The sequence below is a fragment of the Micromonospora sp. WMMD1155 genome, from assembly GCF_029581275.1.
In the GTDB taxonomy this organism is placed as follows: Bacteria; Actinomycetota; Actinomycetes; order Mycobacteriales; family Micromonosporaceae; genus Micromonospora.
Genome location: NZ_CP120742.1, coordinates 6,602,724 through 6,621,047, shown reverse-complemented (window position 1 = coordinate 6,621,047; position 18,324 = coordinate 6,602,724). Strand labels below are relative to the sequence as shown.

Genomic DNA, 18,324 nt, shown 5'->3' with positions numbered 1-18,324 from the left:
CTCGCGCCTCGCGCCTCGCGCCCAAGATCCGCGCAACATCCGGGATGTTGCTGCCTCGGGCGGGCGGGAGACACCAACATCCCTGATGTTGTGCGGATCTCGGCGACGAGCAGACGAGCACTCGACCGCCGGTGCCCCGCGCGTTGCCGCCGTTGTGGTTCTCAGCCGGTCGACCGACGCGCACCTGCTGCGCGGGATTCCGTCGGATAGCCTGTGGCCCATGGAATCCGTGGACGTGGTGCTGGCCGTCGCGTGCCTCGCGGTCAGTCTCACCATGGCCGTCGTGCTGCTCCACCGGAGCCGTGGCGGCAGGCAGGTGCCCCGGATCTTCGGCCGTCCACAACCTCTCCCACGTCTGCGGGCCGCCATGTACGTCTGCCTGGGCCTCGGGCTGGGCGGTGGCTGGCTCGTGAAGGACCTCTTTCCGCCGCACTCCACAGGCGACACGGTGCTGTTCAACGTGGTGCGGGTCCTGCTGGTGGTTGCCGTCGTCACCGCCCTGCTGAGCGCGTTGCGGCACCCGCGGTCCGTCCCCGACGAGGCCGCCCGCTGAGGCAGTGCCCGCCGGACGCTAGGCGATGTGCGCGACGGCGGACCCCGTTGGGTGCAAGCGACGTCAGTCGTTCCGGGCACCGCGATCGGGTGCGGCCATGTCGCCCGTGGCGGGCGTGCCGTCGGCCAGCGCGTACCTCAGGTAGACGGTGCCCTTCGTGCCGGCCGCCGGTGGTTCGAGGAGCGTGAGGTTGGTGGGCACCTCGCCGCCGTCGAACACCTTCTTGCCGACGCCGAGCACGATCGGGTGCAGCCACAGGTCCAGGCGGTCGAAGAGCTTCTCGCGCAGAAGGGTCTGCACCAGGTTCACGCTCCCGACGACCTTCACGTGCTCGTGCCGGTCGCGGATCTCGCGCACCGCGTCGGCCAGGTCCGGGCCGAGCTGGGTGGACCCGGCCCACGAGAGGTCGGGCGTGCCCCGGGAGGCCACGTACTTCGGGATACTGTTGAAGAGCGTGGCGATGTCGTCGTCCTGGCCGCCGACCTGATGCGGCCAGTACGCGGCGAAGATGTCGTACGTCCGCCTGCCGAGCAGGAGAGCGTCGGTGCCCTCGTACGCGGCCGCGACCTGCGCTCCGGCCACCTCGTCCAGCAGAGGCGCCTGCCAGCCGCCGAACGGGAACCCCGCCGGGTCCTCCTCGGGACCGCCGGGCGCCTGCGCGACGAGGTCGAGGGTCGCGAACAGTTCGATGTGGACGAGGCCCATGCCCTGCTCCTCTGGAGGTCGTTGTCTCGACCCAGAGACTAGACCGGGGCCGGAACGTGGGCCCGTCATCGACTCGCCCGGACGGTGGCGCGTCCGCTGACCTTCGCCGGCCACTCTAGGACCGCCTCCCGCAGACTGACGGCCCCCGCACCGGAGTGCGAGGGCCGTCTCTGCCTGGCGTCGGTCAGCCGCCGGCGAAGCTCACCTCGGTGCCGCACTTGGCGTTCTGGTTGAGGCAGGACTTCACCAGAGCACCGAGGCGGGCCGGGTCCCAGGCGTTCATGAAGTCACCGTGCATGGACGACGGCTTGCCGGAGGAGAGGCTGAGACCGTCACCGCCCAACGACTGGTAGTTCACCATGAAGGACAGATCCGGCACGGCCACCGGGTACTTGCCGGTGCAGACGCCGTTCACCGGGTCGCCCATGTGTGACTTGTGGTCGGGCGAGTCGATGTTCTTGCCGTCCCAGCAGTCCTTGAAGACGAGCTGGAAGATCAGGTTGCCACCGGGGGCGCAGACCGGCCAGTTGCCGTCGGCGCTGCGGCCGATCTCGGCGCTGCCGGCGCACCAGAACTGGTTGCTCCCGGCGTTCTTCGGGGTGTCCACCTGCTTCTTCGCGTCACCCTCGACGACCCGCAGGCCCGGCGGGAAGGGCTTGACGGTGGACGGGTCCTTGACCCGCGAGCCGTAGTAGACGCGGAAGCTCTTGATCGGCACGGCCTTGCCGTCCTTGCGCAGCTCCGGGACCCAGTAGGCGCTGTTGTCACCCGGGGCGTTGCAGTTGGTCGTCTCGGAGAGCAGCTGGTCCGTCGTGGTGAAGGCGTCGATCTTCGTACCGAAGAACGTGTGCATGTGGGAGGCGCCGGGCAGGCCGGGCACGACGATCGGGTCGTCCGGCGCGGAGTTGGCGACCTCGCAGTCGGTGTGGAATTCGGGGACCCGGGTGGTGCCCGGGGTCACCGGCTTCGGCGTGATCGCGTTGAAGGCGGCCAGTTCCCTGTCCCACCGGGCCTGGTCGACAGGCACCCAGCCGCCGGCCGGCGCGCTCGGCGGCACCGACGCGGAGGCGGACGACGACGGGGTGGCGCTCGGGGTGGCCGAGGCACTCGGCGACGTGCTCGGCGTGGCCGACGCGCCGGGCGACGCGGCCGTCGCGGGGCCGAACGTGAACCAGTTCAGGTTGACGAAGTCCGACGTCGAGGTGCTCTTCAGCACGGCGAAGACGGTCTGCGGGGCGGCGGGCACGCTCGACGCCTTCGCGGTGACGGTCGTCCACTTCTGCCAGCCGCCGGTCGGGGCGATCGGGAAGTCGGCCAACAGCGTGCCGTCCTGCGCGCCGAGGCGCAGCTCGACGGTGCCACCGGCGGAGTTGTGCGAGGACACCCGGGCGGTCAGGTCGGCCCCGGTGATCGACACGCCGTCGTACCGCAGCCAGTCGCCGTCGGCGAGCCAGCCGACGTTGCGGCCGCCGTCGGCGTCGCCGGTGTTCTCGGTCTGCGCGCCGGACTGCGCCGCGAAGCCCTCCGCCTGGACCCGGCCCGGGACGGAGACCTCCTCGGCCTGGGCGCCGGCGATGTAGATGCCGCTCGCGGTCAACGCGGCGGCGACCGCGCCGGCCAGCGTGAGGCGGGTGATACGACGGCGCTTGCGCGCCCGGTCCGGCGGTGCGACATGCGCGGGGGGAGTCCGCATTACCAATTGTCCTTCGAGTCGACGGCACAGCTCATGGCGGAAAGAATTATGAGCGGGTCGAGGGATTCGCATCAACTCGTGGACGAAGAATTAAGGGAGCCATTCCGGACGCTCCCTGGTGGCCGCCTTCTCGGCTACGGATAACAGTTTTTCGGCCTTACTTCCTTAAGTTCTCGTTAAGCGTCCGGAGTGGACCACCCTGCCGCCACCTGGCCTTACGCCACTGACGCGGTCATGCTGGCCGACGGCGCTGCGGAATGTGATTCAGTCGACGGCAGATTATCGGTAATGTGAGGCGGGCAGGGCGTTATGCTCGGCCTGGTCCGTGGAAAACCGCGACCGGAGTGTTCGACGCGGACGCTACGAAACTCGGCCCGGGATGCAGTCCGGTGTGCCGCCGCGGTCGGCGTCCGTCGAGGCGCGCCGACGTCAGCCAGCCGCGCAGGACGCGGTCCGCGGGCGTGCGGGCATCCCCCACGGGGTACGCCCGGACGCCCGCCACGGCCCGCGCGGTGCCGTCCGGTCAGGGCAGGATCTCGACGTACCCGTCGCTGCCGTGCACCCGGATCCGCTGCCCGTCGCGGATCAGCCGGGTGGCGTCGAGGACGCTGACGACAGCCGGTAGGCCGTACTCCCGGGCGATCACCGCGCCGTGCGTCATCAACCCGCCGACCTCCGTCACCAGGCCGGCGATGCCGACGAACAGGGGTGTCCAGCTGGGGTCCGTGTGGGCCGTGACGAGGATGTCACCCGCTTCGAGATCGGCCTGGGCCATGTCGAGGATGACGCGGGCGCGTCCTTCGACAGTCCCGGCGGACACCGGTACACCGATCAGGGCGCCGGTCGGCACGTCGTCGCGTCGGTAGGCGCCGGTGAGGACCTCGCCGTCCGAGGTGATCACCCGGGGAGGCGTGAGCGTCTGGTACGACCGGAACGCGTCGGCGCGCCGCCGGATCAACTCGTCGTCCACCCGGTGTGTGCGCACCACCTCGTGGAACTCCTGGAACGTCAGGTAGAAGACGTCCTCCTTCTCGGCGAGCACACCGGCGCGCACGAGCCGCTCGGCCTCGTCGAGCAGGGCCTTCTTGTAGACGAGGTAGCGGCTGACGATGCCGTACTTCGGGTACTCCCGATAGCCGACGAAGGTCCGCACCCGCTCGATCATCCGCTCGGTCTCGTCGGCCTTCTGCTCCCCGTCCGGCAGCGCCCGCAGGCGCGCGAGCACCTCCTGCGCCTTCTCCCGCGCCTGCTGCTGCCCCTGCGCGAAGCGCCTCCTGGCGGCACCCGGCTCGAAGAGCCGGACGTTGTCGAGGATCACCGGCACGAGCGTGCTGGGGCGTTCGCTCCACCGTGGCCTGGTGATGTCGATCTCCCCGACGCAGCGCATGCCGTACCGGTCGAGATACGCCTCGATGGCGTCACGCGCGGCGGTCCCGCCCGGGAGTTTCGGCAGGTCGTCGAGGAAGTCGTCGTCCTCGACGCCCCGCAGGAACGCCACCACCTCCGGATGAGGGCGGATCTGGTCGGCGACGTCGAGCAACGCCAGCCCCATCTCCGACGTGATGTTGCCGGGGGCGGACAGGGTGAGGGTGTCCGCGGCGTTCTTCTCGCCCAGCCACTCGTACAGCCGGTCGTTGAGCCACCAGGTGGCCTCCATACCCGCCATGATCGCCTGCGTGTTCAGCGGCTCACCGAGGATCCGCTTGTGTTCCTCGAAGGCTTCCAGCAGGAAGTCGAACAGCGCCGTACCGCTCACCCCCGCGATGTCGCGCCGCAGGGCGGCGACGGACGCCTCGCTGCGCTCGATCAGCTCGGTCACGATGGCCGGGTCGGTTGCGATCGACGTACCGCCGGTCGGCAGCCTGGCGGGACCACCGTCACCCGTGAGCGCCGTCGGAACGAAGTCCGGGCGGTCGAGGAGCGTCTGCAACGCGTCCCTCATCAGCGGATCGGACTTCCCGACCATCTCCAGGAACCCGGCGCGGCCTGGTGCGGCCAGCAATCGGGTGGCGTCGACGAACAACCTCCCGCCGGCCTCCAGCATCGGAGCCATGGCCGTCAACTGCCACATGGACGACCCCAGCGGTTTCATGGGGTCGGTCATCATCTGCTGGTGACCGACCGAGAGGTAGACGTGGTTCTCCTGGTCGGCGGCCGGGGGGACGGGGAACAGCGTGGTGATCGGTCGGCTCTGCACGATCAGGAAGTCGTCGTCGACCAGGCACCACTCGATGTCCTGCGGACGGCCGAAGTGAGCCTCGATCCGCCGCCCGAGCCGCACGAGCCGCACGACCTGCGCCTCGGTCAGCGCCGGTTGTTCCTGCCGCCGCGGGTCGATCGGCACCTCCCGCGTACCGCCGCCGGGCAGGGCGGCCACGGCATGGTGTTTCGCGGCCACCGCGCTGGTGACCACCTCACCGTCGCGCACCGTGAAGACGTCCGGGTCGACCAGGCCGGACACCAGGGCCTCGCCGAGGCCGAAGCCGGCGTCCACTGTCGCGACCTTCCGGTCGCCCGAAACGGGGTCGGCCGTGAACAGGATTCCGGCCGCGTCCGGAAAAACCATCTGCTGTACGACGACAGCCATCTGCACCGAGCGGTGGTCGATGCCGTTGCGCAGCCGGTAGACGACGGCCCGCTCGGTGAACAGCGACGCCCAGCATCGGCTGACGTGCCGCAGAACCGCCTCCGACCCCATCACGTTCAGGTACGTGTCCTGCTGGCCCGCGAAGGAAGCCGTGGGGGAGTCCTCCGCTGTGGCGCTGGACCGCACGGCGTAGGCCGTCTCGTCCCCGAACCGGGTGAGCGCGCCGGTGATCGCCGCCGCCACGTCGCCCGGGATCGCGGTCTCCTCGATGCTCCGGCGGATCTCCGCGCTGAGCGCGCCGATCGCCTCCCGGTCGTCCGGGCCCAGGCGCGAGAGCTGGTCGAGCAGCTCGCCGACCGACGGTGCCTCCGCCAGGACCCGCCGGAAGGCGGCCGTCGTCACGCAGAACCCGGCCGGCACGCGAACCCCGTCGACGCGCGACAGGGCGCCCAGGTGCGCGGCCTTGCCCCCGACGACCGCGATCTGCGTCTCGTCCACCTCTTGGAGATCCACCAGCGGTGCGAGGTCGCTGCGGCCCTCGTCCATCGACAACACACCCACGTCGTGCCCCCCGTTGTGTCCTGATGCTGGTCCGGCCGCAGATTGTGCGCCAGGACCGGGGTCTTGCCGCAAGCCCCCAGGTGCGATATACGTTAGAAGTGGCAGGGAGGGTTATCTCCTTGCCTTTACTTTTTGGCCCGCTCGGGCGGTGCGGTGACCCGCCCGACCGCCGCACACCTCGGCCGCCCCACCAGGCCGACACCGCCGCCACCGACCGGTGCACCCGCACCGGTCGAGGAACGAGAATCGTCAGCATGCGGATCCGGATCGACGGCACCGACCTGCCCGGTCGCCGGACGGGTGCGGAGGCCGACGCGCTGCGGCGGGGCAACGTGCACGTCGGCGTCCAACGCAAGGCCGAGGTGGTCGATCTGGTGCCTGCCGACGCCGCCGACGCCACCTGGCACGTCGAGGTGACCAGCCGCGAGATCCACGGGATGCTCGACGTCGGCGGCCCGTGGGTGCACGGCCGCCCCGGTGCACGATTCCTGTACCTGAGCTGGGGCGCGGTGACCGAGGACGGCTTTGCGATGTTCCGACGAGCGAAGTTGATGTTCACCGACGTCCCGACCGAGCTGCTGCGCGCCGCACACGAGGGCGGCGGCGTGCTCGTCGGCCGGGTCGGGCTGACCGACGCCGCCGGCGGGCCGCTCTGCGCCCGGGTGCACCCACCCGCCATCGTCTGGACGGTGGAGTGAGTGCTTCCCGGTCCTAGCCGGCGATGTCGACGCCGGCCAGGGGGACGGCCCGCTGCGCGGCGAGGTGTTCGGCCTGGGCGGTGATGGCGTCGCGCGTCGCGCCCGACAGCCGCTGCCAGGGCTGCACGGCGACCGTCAACGTCCTGCCGGACTTGCGGGGACGCCAGGTGCCGACCAGTTCGCCGTCGACCAGGACGGCACCGGGGCGACCCAGCACCGGCCACAACTCCTTGGCGTGGGCGGCGTCCGGCACCAGTGTCGCCCGGTCCTTCGCCTGGAGGAACAGGTCGTACGGGCCGAGGAGGCGGGTGCCCGTGCCGTCGGCCGACTCCAGCGCCTGCTCGTCGGCGGCCAGCAGTGAGCGCACCTCACCGTCGACCGTCACCTCGACCACGTCGTCGGGCCAGCGCGCCCTGACGTCCTTGACCGGGGCGTCGAGATAGTCGGCCACGTGTTTCGGGGTGGCCGGGCCGAGCAGTCGGAGGTACCCGCGGATGAGGTCGAACCGGTCGTCCGGTGCGGGTGCTGTCGTGAACCGGGGGATGCGCCGCAGGATCGGAGGTGAGGTGTCGAGTTGCAGTTCCAGCCCGGCCCGCACGGCGGCGAGCCGGAACGGCATCTCGTAGAGGTGGGTGGCGCCGCACGGCCGGCAGAACCGCAGATACGGCTCGGGCAGCATCGTGGCCAGGCGGCCGGACACGTCCCCCTTGACCGTCGGCGTGGTGACGACGGCCCGCATCCGGGCGGCGACCTCGTCCAGGGCCGTGAGGTTGCCGATGCCGGCGGCTTTCAGCGGTCGGGACGCGTCGTAGATGCGCTTTCCCGCGTCGGCGTCGGAGAAGGGCGCGACAGCGGTCGCCACCTTCCCGACGTCGGCCCGGCGGTAGAGGTGGGGTGCACCCCGCACGGTCCACAGCAGGACCACCTCCGTGCCGGACAACGCGGTCACGTCGACTCCGCGTACCGCGAGCGCCCACCGGGCGCCCTCCGGCCCGGTGTTCTGCACCCCGATGTCCAGCACGGCGGTGTCGGCGAGCGTGCCCGCGCCCCGGTCGAGTTGCTGTGCGTGGACGCGGAAGCGCAGCACCCGGCGGCGATCGACCATGCCTGAACCCTAGAGCGTGGCGGTCAGGCCACCAGCGAAACCCGCCCGTCGTCCAGGTCGTAGCGGGCGCCCACGACGCTCAACGCCCCCTGGTGCACCTTCTCGGAGATGATCGTGCTGCGGGCGCTGAGGGCCGCCACCTGGGCGACGATGTTGGCGCGGACCCCGTTCTCCACCGGGTCGCCGGGCTGGCCCAGCACCGGCTCGACGATCGGGCGCAGGGCGTCCACGATCGTGCCGATGTGCCCGGGGGCGGTGCCGCCGCTGTGGATGGCGTCGATGGTGGCGGTGATCGCGCCGCAGCGTTCGTGGCCGAGGACGACGATCAGCAGGCTGCCGAACTCCTCGACGGCGAACTCGATGCTGCCCAACAGCAGGTCGTCCACGATGTTGCCGGCCACCCGGTTGTCGAACAGGTCACCGAGCCCCTGGTCGAAGAGGACCTCGGGGGCCACCCGGGAGTCCGCGCAACCCACGGTGACGGCGAACGGGTGTTGACCGGCGGCGAGGCGGTGCAGGTCGGCCAGGCCCTGGTGCGGGTGCCGGCCGTGCCCGGAGGTGAACCGCCGGTTGCCGGCCCGCAGCCGACGCAGCGCCTCGGCCGGAGTGTCGACCGGGTTGTCGGCGGGTGTCGCAGCGGCTGCGGACGGGCCGGCGGCGGCTGCGCCGAGCGCGACGGCGGCGGCGCCACCAGCGGTCAGCAGCGAACGGCGGGACAGGTGGGAACGCGCCACTGTCATCTCCCTGAGGTGAGGCAATTCGCTCCCTTCCTACCAGGCCGCCGTCCACAAGGGTGGAACGCGAGGTGATCGATAAGTCACACCGACGCACCCCGGGCCCGGGGAGGCGGCTCCCTCGACGTGGGGATCCGCCCGTCCCGCCGTTGCGGCCGACCTGTCGGAGAGCGGTTCGCAGGACATCTTCACCCCCACGGGTGTGCTGGTCGGTCTCCCGCTGCTGCTGGCCTGGACGGTCGCGTTGCCACTGGCCGGGTGGTCCTACCACCGGCGTACCCGGTCTCCGCGCTGACCGGCCGGCCGCGCTCGTCGGCCCAGCTGCCAGGAGGCGGTCGGCCACGCCGCGACGAAGCCGGCGATCAGCCCGAGCTGGCCCATGAACCAGAAGACCGGGCTGTCGGCCCGCAGCGGCGGCTCGGAGAGGACGGCGTGGTGGGCGAGCGTCAGCCACGCGAACAGCGCCACCTCGAAGGCGGTGATCGTCACCAGTTCGATCCTGACGACCGTCGACAGGGCCTGCCAGATTTTCGTGACGCTGCGACCGGGCGCGTCGGCGTACCGGAAGAGGACGGCGATCGCCACGGCCGCCAGGTAGTCGCCGGCGTAGTCGACCCACAGCGTGCTGTGGGCCGGATCGGGCCTGAGCGCGTACAGGGCGACCTCGGCGATGACGAAGCCCAGCGCGCAGTGCGCGCCGCAGCGGGACACCCGCGTGACGACGAGCCCTCGCCGTGGCCTGCGGACCTGGCCGTCGTGCCGCCGTCGGGCGAAGACCTCGGGCCGACCCCAGTTCCAGTACAGCCGGACGGCCGCCGGGCCGATGTACAGGACGGTCACCGGCCAGACGATCTCCATGACCCGCACCGGCTGACGGTGCCCGCGCAGATAGGTGTCGGCAACCACGATCGCGAAGCTGACGAACCCCGCCGCGAGCGCGGCCCAGGACAGCACCAGCAGCCAGGTTGGTGGCATCCTCGCCCCTTCCGCACCTGGGCGCCGACCGCCGCCCGCAGCCGGAGGCGCGGGACCATCGAGGACACCTCGGAGTGTGGCACGCCATATCGGCCCCGCACTGCGGAAAGGCGCAGGCGGGGAGCGCTTGACCTTGACACAGTGACAAGGTCTCTACTGGGGTCCGAGGAGGTGGGTTCGATGACCGGTCCGCAACAGGACACCGACACCATGAGAGCTCTCCAGGGGCTGAAACACACCGACGCGTCGGTGCGGCTGCGCGCTGCGCTGGCGATCGGCACGACCCCGGACCCGCGAGGCGTCGACCCGCTCGTCGCGCGGTGCGCGGTCGAACCCGACTTCTCCGTACGCGAAATGCTCACCTGGGCCCTGACCCGCCACCCGGCGGCGCAGACGGTCCCCAGGCTGCTGGGTGAACTGGGCTCCGAGCATGCGCAGGCACGCAGCCAGGCGCTGCACACGCTGTCCAAGATCGGTGACCGGCGGGCGTGGCCGGCGATCACGCGGGCGCTGCTCACCGACGCCGACGACGAGGTGGCCCGCGCCGCGTGGCGGGCGGCGGTCGTCCTGGTGCCCGACGGTGCGACGGCGGAGTTGGCCGGGGTGCTGTCGACGCAGTTGGGGCGCGGCGACCGGCAGACGCAGTTGAGCCTGAGCCGAGCGCTGATCGCGCTCGGCGAGGTGGTCATCCCGATGCTGCGGGCCGCGGTGACCCATCCCGACCCTCGGGTACGCGCGCACGCGACCGCCACGCAGCGGCTGTGGGAGGACCCGGACGCCGGTTTCGAGTACGCGATCGACGAGGCCACGCGTGTGGTGGCGCTCGGCCCGGCGGCGGCGAGCGGGTGACCGGGTGCTGATCGGCGAGGTGGCACGGCGGTCCGGGGTGAGCGCGCGCATGCTCCGGCACTACGACTCGCTCGGGCTGGTCCGGCCGACCGGTCGGACCGGCACCGGCTACCGCGAGTACACCGCCGCGGACATCCGGCTGATCTTCCAGGTCGAGAGCCTGCGGTCGCTGGGGCTGTCGCTGCGCGACGTCCGGCGGGCGCTCGACGACCCCGGATTCGCCCCCTCGGCCCTCGTCGACGACCTCATCCGGCAGACGCGGGAACGCATCGCGGGCGAGATGGAGTTGCTGACCCGGCTGCGTCGCATCGGTGCGACGGAACCGGCTGACTGGGGGGACGTCCTGGAGACCGTCGCCCTGCTGCGCGGGTTGGGTTCGGAGAGCGCCGGACGGCGTCAACGCGCGGCCCTGGCGTCGGTGGAGAAGGTCTCCGTGGAGGCCCTGGTCGAGGCGGTGCTCAGCGAGGCCGATCCGAACGTCGCCGGTGCCCTGCGCTGGGCCCTGGCGCAGTCCGCCGACAGTGGGCTGGCCCTGCTGGCGGAAGGGCTCCGGTCACCGGAGGCGACCGTACGCAGACGTGCCGTCGAGACCATCGCCGAGATTCCGCACGACACGGCCACCGACCTGCTGCGCGACGCCCTCACCCACACCGACATCGTGGTCCGCCGGCATGCGGCACTGACGCTCGGTCCGCGGGGCGTGGCCGACGCCGTTCCGACACTCGTCGACATGGTCGTGGAGGAGGCCCGCGACGTCGACGCCGCCGACGCGCTGAGCGCGTTGGCGGGCGACAGCGCGCTGGCGGACCGGATCACGACCACGCTCGTCGACCGCCTCGCGGACGAGTCGGTGCGACAGTCGGCGCGTCGGCGGTTGACCCAGGCGCTCGCGGACATCCCCGGAAGGGCCGCCTCCCGCGCCCTCACCGAGCTGAGCCGGGACCAGGACCGGGTCGTCGCCATGACGGCGACGTACGTCCTCGGGCTGCGCGACGCGTAGCACGCCGACGAGCGCTCGATGCCGCAAGCCGGCGCCCGACTCGATCTCGACGGCTCGCCGGTACGCCGCGGTCGGTGTCACTTCCCCGGGTCGTCGTTGGCGTCGCGCAGCTTGCCCATGGTCCCGGTGAGCGTGCCGAACGCCTCGGGCCCGATCGTGCTGAGCACCCGCTCGCGCAGCGACCGGGTCGCCACCTCGGCGATCGACTCGGCGATCTCCTCGCCCTTGCCGGTCATTTCGAGATAGGTGACCCGCCGGTCGAGCTCACACGCCACGCGCCGGGCCAGACCGGCGCCGCAGAGCCGGTCGGCGAGTTTGGTGAGCCCGCCACTGGACATACCCGCCTCGTGGGCCAGGCGAGTCATCGGCATCCGGTGCTTGTCCGCGCCGCGCAGGCGTAGCAGCACCTCGGTGGGGCCCTGACCGAGGTCGAAGAGATCAGCCACCTCGCTCACGATCGCCTGGTGGGTGGCGTGAAAACCCTCCGCCACGAGCATCCACCCGTCGAGCAGGTCGTGCCGCGGGCTCGCCTCAGTCTCCATGGCAGATCCAACTTCCGGGTGAGCGCGGATGTTCCTCACGGCGCACGACCGAGCCTAGGGCGTGCGAGCAGCAAGCGGGTCATCAGCCCACTGGCCACGCCCAGCCCGATCGCCGCGGCCGTCCACCACCAGGCCCAGGGAAGCAGCCCCAGAGCCCGATCGACGGACCAGTCGCCGGGACCGGTGAGCGACAGCACCGCCGGCAGGACCAGCAGGACCAGGGGATACTCGTACCCGTTGTGCTGGACCCAGAGGCCGTTGCGCCACTTCACCGTGATCGCGACGGTCATCACGCCCGCCGCGATCGTCGCGGCCAGCGGGGTGAGCGCTCCCGCGACGAGCAGAAGGCCCGCAGCGATCTGCCCGAGGCCCGCGGCGGCCGCCGTGAGGCGACCGCCGCGGAACCCGTCCGCCCGGAACTCCGCCGCTCCACCCTCGATCCCGTCGCCGCTCAGGCGGTGACTGATCTTCTGGATCCCGTGCCCGGCGAAGAGAAGTCCGATGACCAACCTCAGGATGAGCAAGCCGATGTCCATCGCGATCTCCTCGGTCGTGGCGTTCGGGGTGGGGCGGGTCGGTGTTCGCGCTTACAGCACGAAGCAGGTGTCGAAGATCTCGGGTGCGGCGGCCGGGGTGAAGCCGCGCTGCGCACGCCACTGCCGATGCTGCTCAGACTCGGCGACGGCCTGGCCCAGCAACTCGGCCTGCCGTGCCCCGGAGATGCTGGGCTTCACGGTGGCCTGGTAGCCGCCGAAGTAGGCGACCGGGCTCCAGGCCGGGCTGATCGTCGGCAACGCCTCGTCCAGCCCTTCGTACTCGGCCGCCGCGTAGACGATGCGGCCGCCGGTGACGGTGAGCAGCGACTCGATGTGCGGGATGTCCTGCTCGTCGACGGCGAAGAAGTCGTCGGAGAGGATGGCGAGATCCCCGTAGAACCCGGGCTTGAGGATGCCCTTGACGTCCTGCTCACCGGTGAGCTTGGCGCCGGCCTGGGTGTACATCGTCAACGCGGTCTCCCGGCTGACGCGGTTCTGCGGCGGGTAGATCGTCAGGTCACCGACGGTGCGACCGGCGATCAGCCAGTGCAGCGCGACCCAGGGGTTGTAGGAGGAGACCCGGGTGGCGTCGGTGCCGGCGCCGACGATCAACCCGCGGTCCAGCATGGCGCGGACCGGCGGGGCCTCGGCGGCGGCGCCGGCGCCGTACCGGCGTACGAACGCCTCGCCCTGGAAGGACATCCGGTTCTGGATCGACATGGCACCGCCGAGGGCGGCGATGCGGTCCAGGCTGTCGCGGGAGACGGTCTCGGCATGGTCGAACAACCAGCGGTTGCCGGCGGGGAACAGCCCTTCGGCGGCGAGCTTCTCGAACACCGCCAGGTCGCGGCGGATCGTCTCGTCATAGGTGGCGTGCAGCCGGAAACCCCACCCGTTCTCCAGCAACATCCGTACGGCCTTCTCGAAGCCCGCCTCGTAGTCGGCCGCCAGTTCGGGCCGGGGCTCGGTGAAGTTCTCGAAGTCGGCCGCCGACCAGGTCAGGTTCTCGCCCGCGCCGTTGAGGCGCAGCCACTCGTCGCCGTCGCCGGGTCGGACCATGTCGATCCACCGCCGCAGGTCCTGGATCTCCTGTCCAGGGGTCTGCGGGAAGAGGTGGTAGGCGATGCGCAGCGACAGTTGACCGGAGCGGGCCAGGTCGATGACGGTGCCGTAGTTGTCGGGGAAGTTCTGGAAGCCGCCGGCCGCGTCGATGGCCGACGTGAGGCCGAAACGGTTCAGCTCGCGCAGGAAGTGCCGGGTGGAGTTCTTGAGGTCGTCACCCTGCAGGGTCGGCGCGGCGGCCAACGTGGAGTAGAGGATCAGCGCGCTCGGCGCGGCCAGCAGCATCCCCGTCGGCTCACCGTCGCGGCCGCGCACGATCTGCCCGCCCCGAGGGTCGGGGGTGGCCTTGGTGTAGCCGGCCGCCCGCAGCGCCGCCCGGTTCATCAACGCGGACTGGTACAGGTGCAGCACGAACACCGGGGTATCCGGTGCCGCCGCGTTGAGTTCGGCCAGGGTGGGCAGCCGCTTCTCGGCGAACTGGTCCGCGGACCATCCGCCGACCACTCGTACCCACTGCCCCTTCGGGGTGCGCCCGGCCTGCTCACGCAGCATCGCCAGCGCCTGCCGCAGGGTGGGAACGCCGTCCCAGCGCAGCTCCAGCACGTAGTTCAGACCACCGCGGATCACGTGCAGGTGGGAGTCGTTCAGGCCCGGGATGACCCGGCGGCCCAGCGCGTCGACCACTCGGGTCCGGGCGCCGATCAGAGCGGCGACGTCGTCGTCGTCGCCGACCACCGTGACCTTGCCGTCCTTGATGGCGACGGCGCTGGCCTGAGTGCGAGCCGGATCACCGGTGTAGACCTTGGCGTTGCGGACCACGAGATCGGCGACGTGGGTGTCGCTGATCGGGGGAAGCCCAGCTACAGGCATGGTAGCCATGGAAATCATCTCCAATGAGTACGGAGTTGGTGAGAGGCGAAATGAGAGAGGTGCCGCGCCCGGGGGCGTGGCGCGAACGGGACCGGGTCAGCTCGCGGTGTCGCTGCGGGGTACGGCCAGTACCGCTACGGCGGTGCCGACCGTGGCGGCCAGCAGGGGCCAGCCGACACCCACGTGCCGTACGAGCAGGGCACCGCCGAACGCGCCGGCCAGCATGGCCAGTACGGAGGCCAGCCGGCGGCCCGCACGCGGATTGCTGCCACCGGCCGGCTTCGAGTCCGATGCCAGACCGGTCAACGTGAGGGTCAGCACGGTCGTGGTCACGTCCGGTACCGCGAGCTTGCGTACCGTCCCGTTGCGCAGGCCCATGGCCAGCGCCGTCAGGGCGATGAGCGGGACGATCGCGTGGCTGGTGGCGAAGGCGACGGCTGTCGCCGCGGCCAGCAGGATCAGTTCGACACCGAGGACCCAGCGCAGTTGGCGATGGGGTGTCCCGCTGCCCATGATCGTCGCCAGGCGTCCGGCGACGCCGGCGCCGAGCAGGAAGGCGGCCAGCGACACCAGCGAACCGAGCACCGAGAAGCCGGGCGCGCCGGCGGCGGCGAAGCCGAGGATGACCACGTTGCCCGTCATGTTCGCGGTGAAGACGTGGCCCAGGCCCAGATAGCTGATGGCGTCGATGACACCGCTCACGGCCGTCGCGGTCATCAGAGCCGGCAGTAGCGGCTCGCGACCGGCGGACCCGCGCGCGGCCGACGGATGGCTGAGGTTCACGTGCGTTCCTTGGTGGGGTCAGGATGCGGTTGGACTCGCTCCTGCGGGGAGGCGGGCCGTGGTGCGTCCCGCGTCTGGGCCGGACGGCGGCAGTCCAGCCCGGTCGGGCCGGGCTGGACTGCCGGGGCCGAGGATCAACCTGCGGCGTGGGCGCCCATGACGGACTGGGCGTAGACGACGCCGAGGCCGTACGCGCCGCCGTGCGCCTTGACGATGTCCATGACCGACAGGTAGGTCTCGGACCGGGCCCAGTCGCGCTGCAGCTCGAGCAGCACCTGGATCCAGGTCACCGGGACCGCGCCAGCGTTGATCATGCGCTGGATGGCGTGCTCGTGAGCCTGCGGGGTGACACCGCCGGAGGCGTCCGCCACCACGTACACCTCGTAGCCCTGACCCAGCGCGGACAGCACCGGAAGCACGATGCAGACCTCGGTCCAGAGACCCGAAATGATGATCTTCTTGCGGCCGGTGGCCTTGATCGCCTCGACGACCGCGCCGTCCTCCCAGGCGTTCATCGTGGTGCGGTCGATGACCTCCTGACCGGGGAAGACCTCGGCCAGTTGCGGCAGGATCGGGCCCGAGAACGACTCGGCGGCCACCGTGGTCAGGACCACCGGGACGTTGAACGCCTTCGCCGCCTTCGCGAGACCCACGGTGGCGTTGACGATCGCCGTGCGGTCGCCACTGCCGGTTCCGAAGAACATCTGCGGCTGGTGATCGACGAAGAGCATGACCGAGTTGTCGGGGGTCAGCAGGTCAGGGCTCGGAGCGGCCTTGACGTTGGTGACATCGAACATGGCAGTTTCCTTCTTCGCTACTGGTACGGGCTGGTGCACACCGCGGGCGCGTCCGAGCAGTCCCCGCAGTCGGTTTCTGGATGCCGGCACTGCGGCCTCCTTCGGTGGTTCGGTGGGGCGATCGTTCGTCCCGGGGGTAGCAACAATCTTGCTAGAAAGATATTTCCCAGGAAGATGTTGCGGCGAGGAATTTCGGTGTGAGCTGCGCCGCAGCCCGCCGCAGCCGCCTCAGGGCTGGTCGGGGCGGTGGCGGGCGAAGGCGTCGGCCTTGCCCCAGCGACCGGGCACGTCCAGCAGCGCGATCCGCCCGAAGGTGGAGGGCAGCGCGGGGTCCACGGCCAGGTGGTCCTCGTGCGGATCGAGGCCGAGCATCGTGCGGATGAGCAGCATGCACGCACCGCTCGACCACGCCTGTGGGCTGCCGGCGGTCGGGTACCGGACCGGGTACCGGGTGGTGGCGCGGTCGAACCCGCCGAACGCCTCGGGTAGCCGACCCTGGAAGTAGGTGGCCGCGGACAGGATGCTCTCCGCGATGCGGCCCGCCTCACCGGTGAAGCCGTACCGACGCAGACCCCAGGCGATGAACGAGTTGTCGAACGGCCACACAGTGCCGTTGTGGTAGCCGAGCGGGTTGTAACGGCGCTGCCCCTCGGCGAAGGTCCGTACCCCCCACCCGGAGAAGAGCGCCGGACCCATCAGGTGCTCGACGATCCGCGGGGCCCTCTCCGGCGGCACGATGCCGCTCCACAGGAGATGCCCGATGTTGGAGGACAGGCTGTCGACGGGAGTGCCGTCGTGGTCCAGCGCGAGGGCGTAGAAACCGGCGTCCTCCAGCCAGAAGTCCCGGTTGAAGCGGTCGTACAGTGCCGCCGCCTCCTGCTCCAGCCGCTCGGCGAAAGCGGGGTCGCCCCAGACGGTACGCGCCAGCCGGGCACCCCGGATCTTCGCGTCGTAGGCGTACCCCTGGGTTTCGCAGGTGGCCCTCGGGAAGCCCGGCAGCCGCCCGTCGGCGTAGGAGATGCTGTCCCAGGAGTCCTTCCAGCACTGGTTGTCCAGGCCGGTGGCGCGGTTGCGTCGCTCGTACCAGATGTAGCCGGTGGAGGTCAGGTCCGCGTACGTGTCGATCCAGGCCAGCGCGGCGCGAGCCTCCTGCTCCAACTCCAGCACCAGCGCGGTGTCGCCGCTCCACCGCTCGTACTCGTCGAGCAGCACCACGAACAGCGGTGAGGCGTCCACGGTGCCGTAGTAGGGGGAGTGCGGCTGCTCCTCGAACGCGGCGGACTCGCCGTAGCGCAGCTCGTGCAGGATCCGGCCGGGGTCCTCCTCCAGCACGTCGTCGCGCCGCGCACCCTGCAGCGACGCCAGGATCCGCAGCGTCGGCGGGGCCAGCGACGGTGTCACGGCCAGGGTCTGCAGGCAGGTCAGCAGGCTGTCGCGGCCGAACAGGGTCATGAACCAGGGCAGCCCGGCCGCCGGCACTGTCGCGCCGCCCAACGAGAGTGGGGCGAAGCGCAGCGCGGCCAGGTCCACCAGGCTGCGGGCGTACACCTGTTGGAGGGCGACGCTGTCGGTGTCCAGCGTCGGGGCCGCCGCGACCCAGGCCCGCACGCTGGCGGGCAGCGTGGTGTCGTCCGGGCGCTGCGCCCGCAGGGCGGCGCGCAGGTCGACGCCGTCCGGGCGCAGCGCCCGCATCGCCGCCTGAAGCCGGGTGGACCACTGCTCCCCGGGGCCGAGGTGGACCGTGAACCGGAGACCCTCAGCGTCGTACTCCGCCGGTTCGGTGGCGGAGACCACCACCTGCCGGTGGTACGTGGACCGCCGGTAACCCAGACGAAGATCGTTCGTGCCGACCTCGGTGTAGTACGTGCCGACCTTGTCGCCGACGTCGAACTTGATCTCGAAGATGTCGGCGAAGTCGGCGGCCACCTCCAGGCGGATGTCGAGTTCCATCTCCCGCTCGCCGTAGTTGAAGATCGTCAACGACTCGGTCAGGTCCGGGCCGATCCGCCGGCGCCGGATGGCGGACAGGTCGGCCTGCACGTAGTCCACCGCGGCGCCCGGCACCACGAAGAAGGTGACCTCGTAGTACTGGCTGTCGTCCACCGACAGCGCGGTCATGCACTCGCCGTTGACGAAGAGCATCCAGCGGGACAGGAAACGGGTGTCGGCGGCGAACAGCCCGACCGGGGCGGCGGGGGACGACTCCACATCGCCACTGGCATCGGACACCATGAAGGTGTTCCCGTCGATGCACGCCACCGTGCCCTGGATGTC

General features: G+C 70.9%; 16 protein-coding genes. 4 read left to right on the top strand and 12 right to left on the bottom strand.

Translation table 11 applies throughout. From position 1 onward, the window contains the following. Positions 1 to 220 precede the first annotated feature (220 nt). Positions 221 to 553, top strand: coding sequence for a hypothetical protein (locus O7617_RS30280; RefSeq protein WP_282259814.1), 333 nt, complete (start codon positions 221 to 223; stop codon positions 551 to 553). Between the two features lie 63 nt (positions 554 to 616). Here O7617_RS30280 and O7617_RS30275 read toward each other — a convergent pair whose 3' ends face one another. The 3 genes from O7617_RS30275 to rph form a co-directional block, all read right to left on the bottom strand. Beyond that, complete coding sequence (locus tag O7617_RS30275) at positions 617 to 1,258, bottom strand: dihydrofolate reductase family protein (protein ID WP_282259813.1); 642 nt, start codon at positions 1,256 to 1,258, stop codon at positions 617 to 619. 184 nt (positions 1,259 to 1,442) lie between these two features. Beyond that, the gene (locus tag O7617_RS30270; RefSeq protein ID WP_282259812.1) at positions 1,443 to 2,951 is read right to left on the bottom strand and encodes a DUF1996 domain-containing protein; all 1,509 of its coding nucleotides are present in this window, start codon (positions 2,949 to 2,951) and stop codon (positions 1,443 to 1,445) included. A 523-nt stretch (positions 2,952 to 3,474) separates the two neighbouring features. After that, entirely contained in the window at positions 3,475 to 6,084 is a 2,610-nt protein-coding gene (gene rph / locus O7617_RS30265) for a rifamycin-inactivating phosphotransferase (protein ID WP_282264915.1), read from the bottom strand. A gap of 269 nt (positions 6,085 to 6,353) precedes the next feature. Here rph and O7617_RS30260 point away from each other — a divergent pair, with 269 nt between their 5' ends. Then, on the top strand, positions 6,354 to 6,797 hold the full coding sequence (locus O7617_RS30260; RefSeq protein WP_282259811.1) for a DUF5990 family protein: 444 nt from the start codon (positions 6,354 to 6,356) through the stop codon (positions 6,795 to 6,797). Positions 6,798 to 6,810: 13 nt separating this feature from the next. Here O7617_RS30260 and O7617_RS30255 read toward each other — a convergent pair whose 3' ends face one another. From O7617_RS30255 to O7617_RS30245, 3 genes are all read right to left on the bottom strand, one after another. Beyond that, positions 6,811 to 7,902, bottom strand: coding sequence for a winged helix DNA-binding domain-containing protein (locus O7617_RS30255; protein WP_282259810.1), 1,092 nt, complete (start codon positions 7,900 to 7,902; stop codon positions 6,811 to 6,813). 23 nt (positions 7,903 to 7,925) lie between these two features. Continuing rightward, on the bottom strand, positions 7,926 to 8,642 hold the full coding sequence (locus O7617_RS30250; protein ID WP_282259809.1) for a carbonic anhydrase: 717 nt from the start codon (positions 8,640 to 8,642) through the stop codon (positions 7,926 to 7,928). A gap of 258 nt (positions 8,643 to 8,900) precedes the next feature. Continuing rightward, complete coding sequence (locus O7617_RS30245; protein WP_282259808.1) at positions 8,901 to 9,611, bottom strand: DUF4396 domain-containing protein; 711 nt, start codon at positions 9,609 to 9,611, stop codon at positions 8,901 to 8,903. Positions 9,612 to 9,821: 210 nt separating this feature from the next. On the opposite strand from O7617_RS30245, the gene O7617_RS30240 reads away from it, so the two are divergent. Continuing rightward, entirely contained in the window at positions 9,822 to 10,460 is a 639-nt protein-coding gene (locus O7617_RS30240; protein WP_282264914.1) for a HEAT repeat domain-containing protein, read from the top strand. A 4-nt stretch (positions 10,461 to 10,464) separates the two neighbouring features. Next, positions 10,465 to 11,460 carry a HEAT repeat domain-containing protein gene (locus O7617_RS30235; RefSeq protein WP_282259806.1) on the top strand — a complete coding sequence of 332 codons (996 nt, stop codon included), beginning with the start codon at positions 10,465 to 10,467 and terminating at the stop codon, positions 11,458 to 11,460. 77 nt (positions 11,461 to 11,537) lie between these two features. Here O7617_RS30235 and O7617_RS30230 read toward each other — a convergent pair whose 3' ends face one another. The 6 genes from O7617_RS30230 to O7617_RS30205 all read right to left on the bottom strand — a co-directional run bounded on the left by O7617_RS30230 (position 11,538) and on the right by O7617_RS30205 (position 18,321). Beyond that, positions 11,538 to 12,002: a hypothetical protein gene (locus O7617_RS30230; protein ID WP_282259805.1), complete on the bottom strand. Its 465-nt coding sequence runs from the start codon at positions 12,000 to 12,002 to the stop codon at positions 11,538 to 11,540. Between the two features lie 35 nt (positions 12,003 to 12,037). Beyond that, positions 12,038 to 12,538: a DoxX family protein gene (locus O7617_RS30225; RefSeq protein ID WP_282259804.1), complete on the bottom strand. Its 501-nt coding sequence runs from the start codon at positions 12,536 to 12,538 to the stop codon at positions 12,038 to 12,040. Between the two features lie 51 nt (positions 12,539 to 12,589). Then, positions 12,590 to 14,479, bottom strand: a complete 1,890-nt coding sequence (locus O7617_RS30220; RefSeq protein ID WP_282259802.1) for an amidohydrolase — start codon at positions 14,477 to 14,479, stop codon at positions 12,590 to 12,592. Positions 14,480 to 14,566: 87 nt separating this feature from the next. Continuing rightward, entirely contained in the window at positions 14,567 to 15,187 is a 621-nt protein-coding gene (locus tag O7617_RS30215) for a YoaK family protein (protein ID WP_282259801.1), read from the bottom strand. A 200-nt stretch (positions 15,188 to 15,387) separates the two neighbouring features. Further along, entirely contained in the window at positions 15,388 to 16,050 is a 663-nt protein-coding gene (locus tag O7617_RS30210) for a hydrolase (protein WP_282259800.1), read from the bottom strand. A gap of 228 nt (positions 16,051 to 16,278) precedes the next feature. Further along, positions 16,279 to 18,321, bottom strand: coding sequence for a glycogen debranching N-terminal domain-containing protein (locus O7617_RS30205; RefSeq protein ID WP_282264913.1), 2,043 nt, complete (start codon positions 18,319 to 18,321; stop codon positions 16,279 to 16,281). Between the last annotated feature and the right edge of the window lie 3 nt (positions 18,322 to 18,324).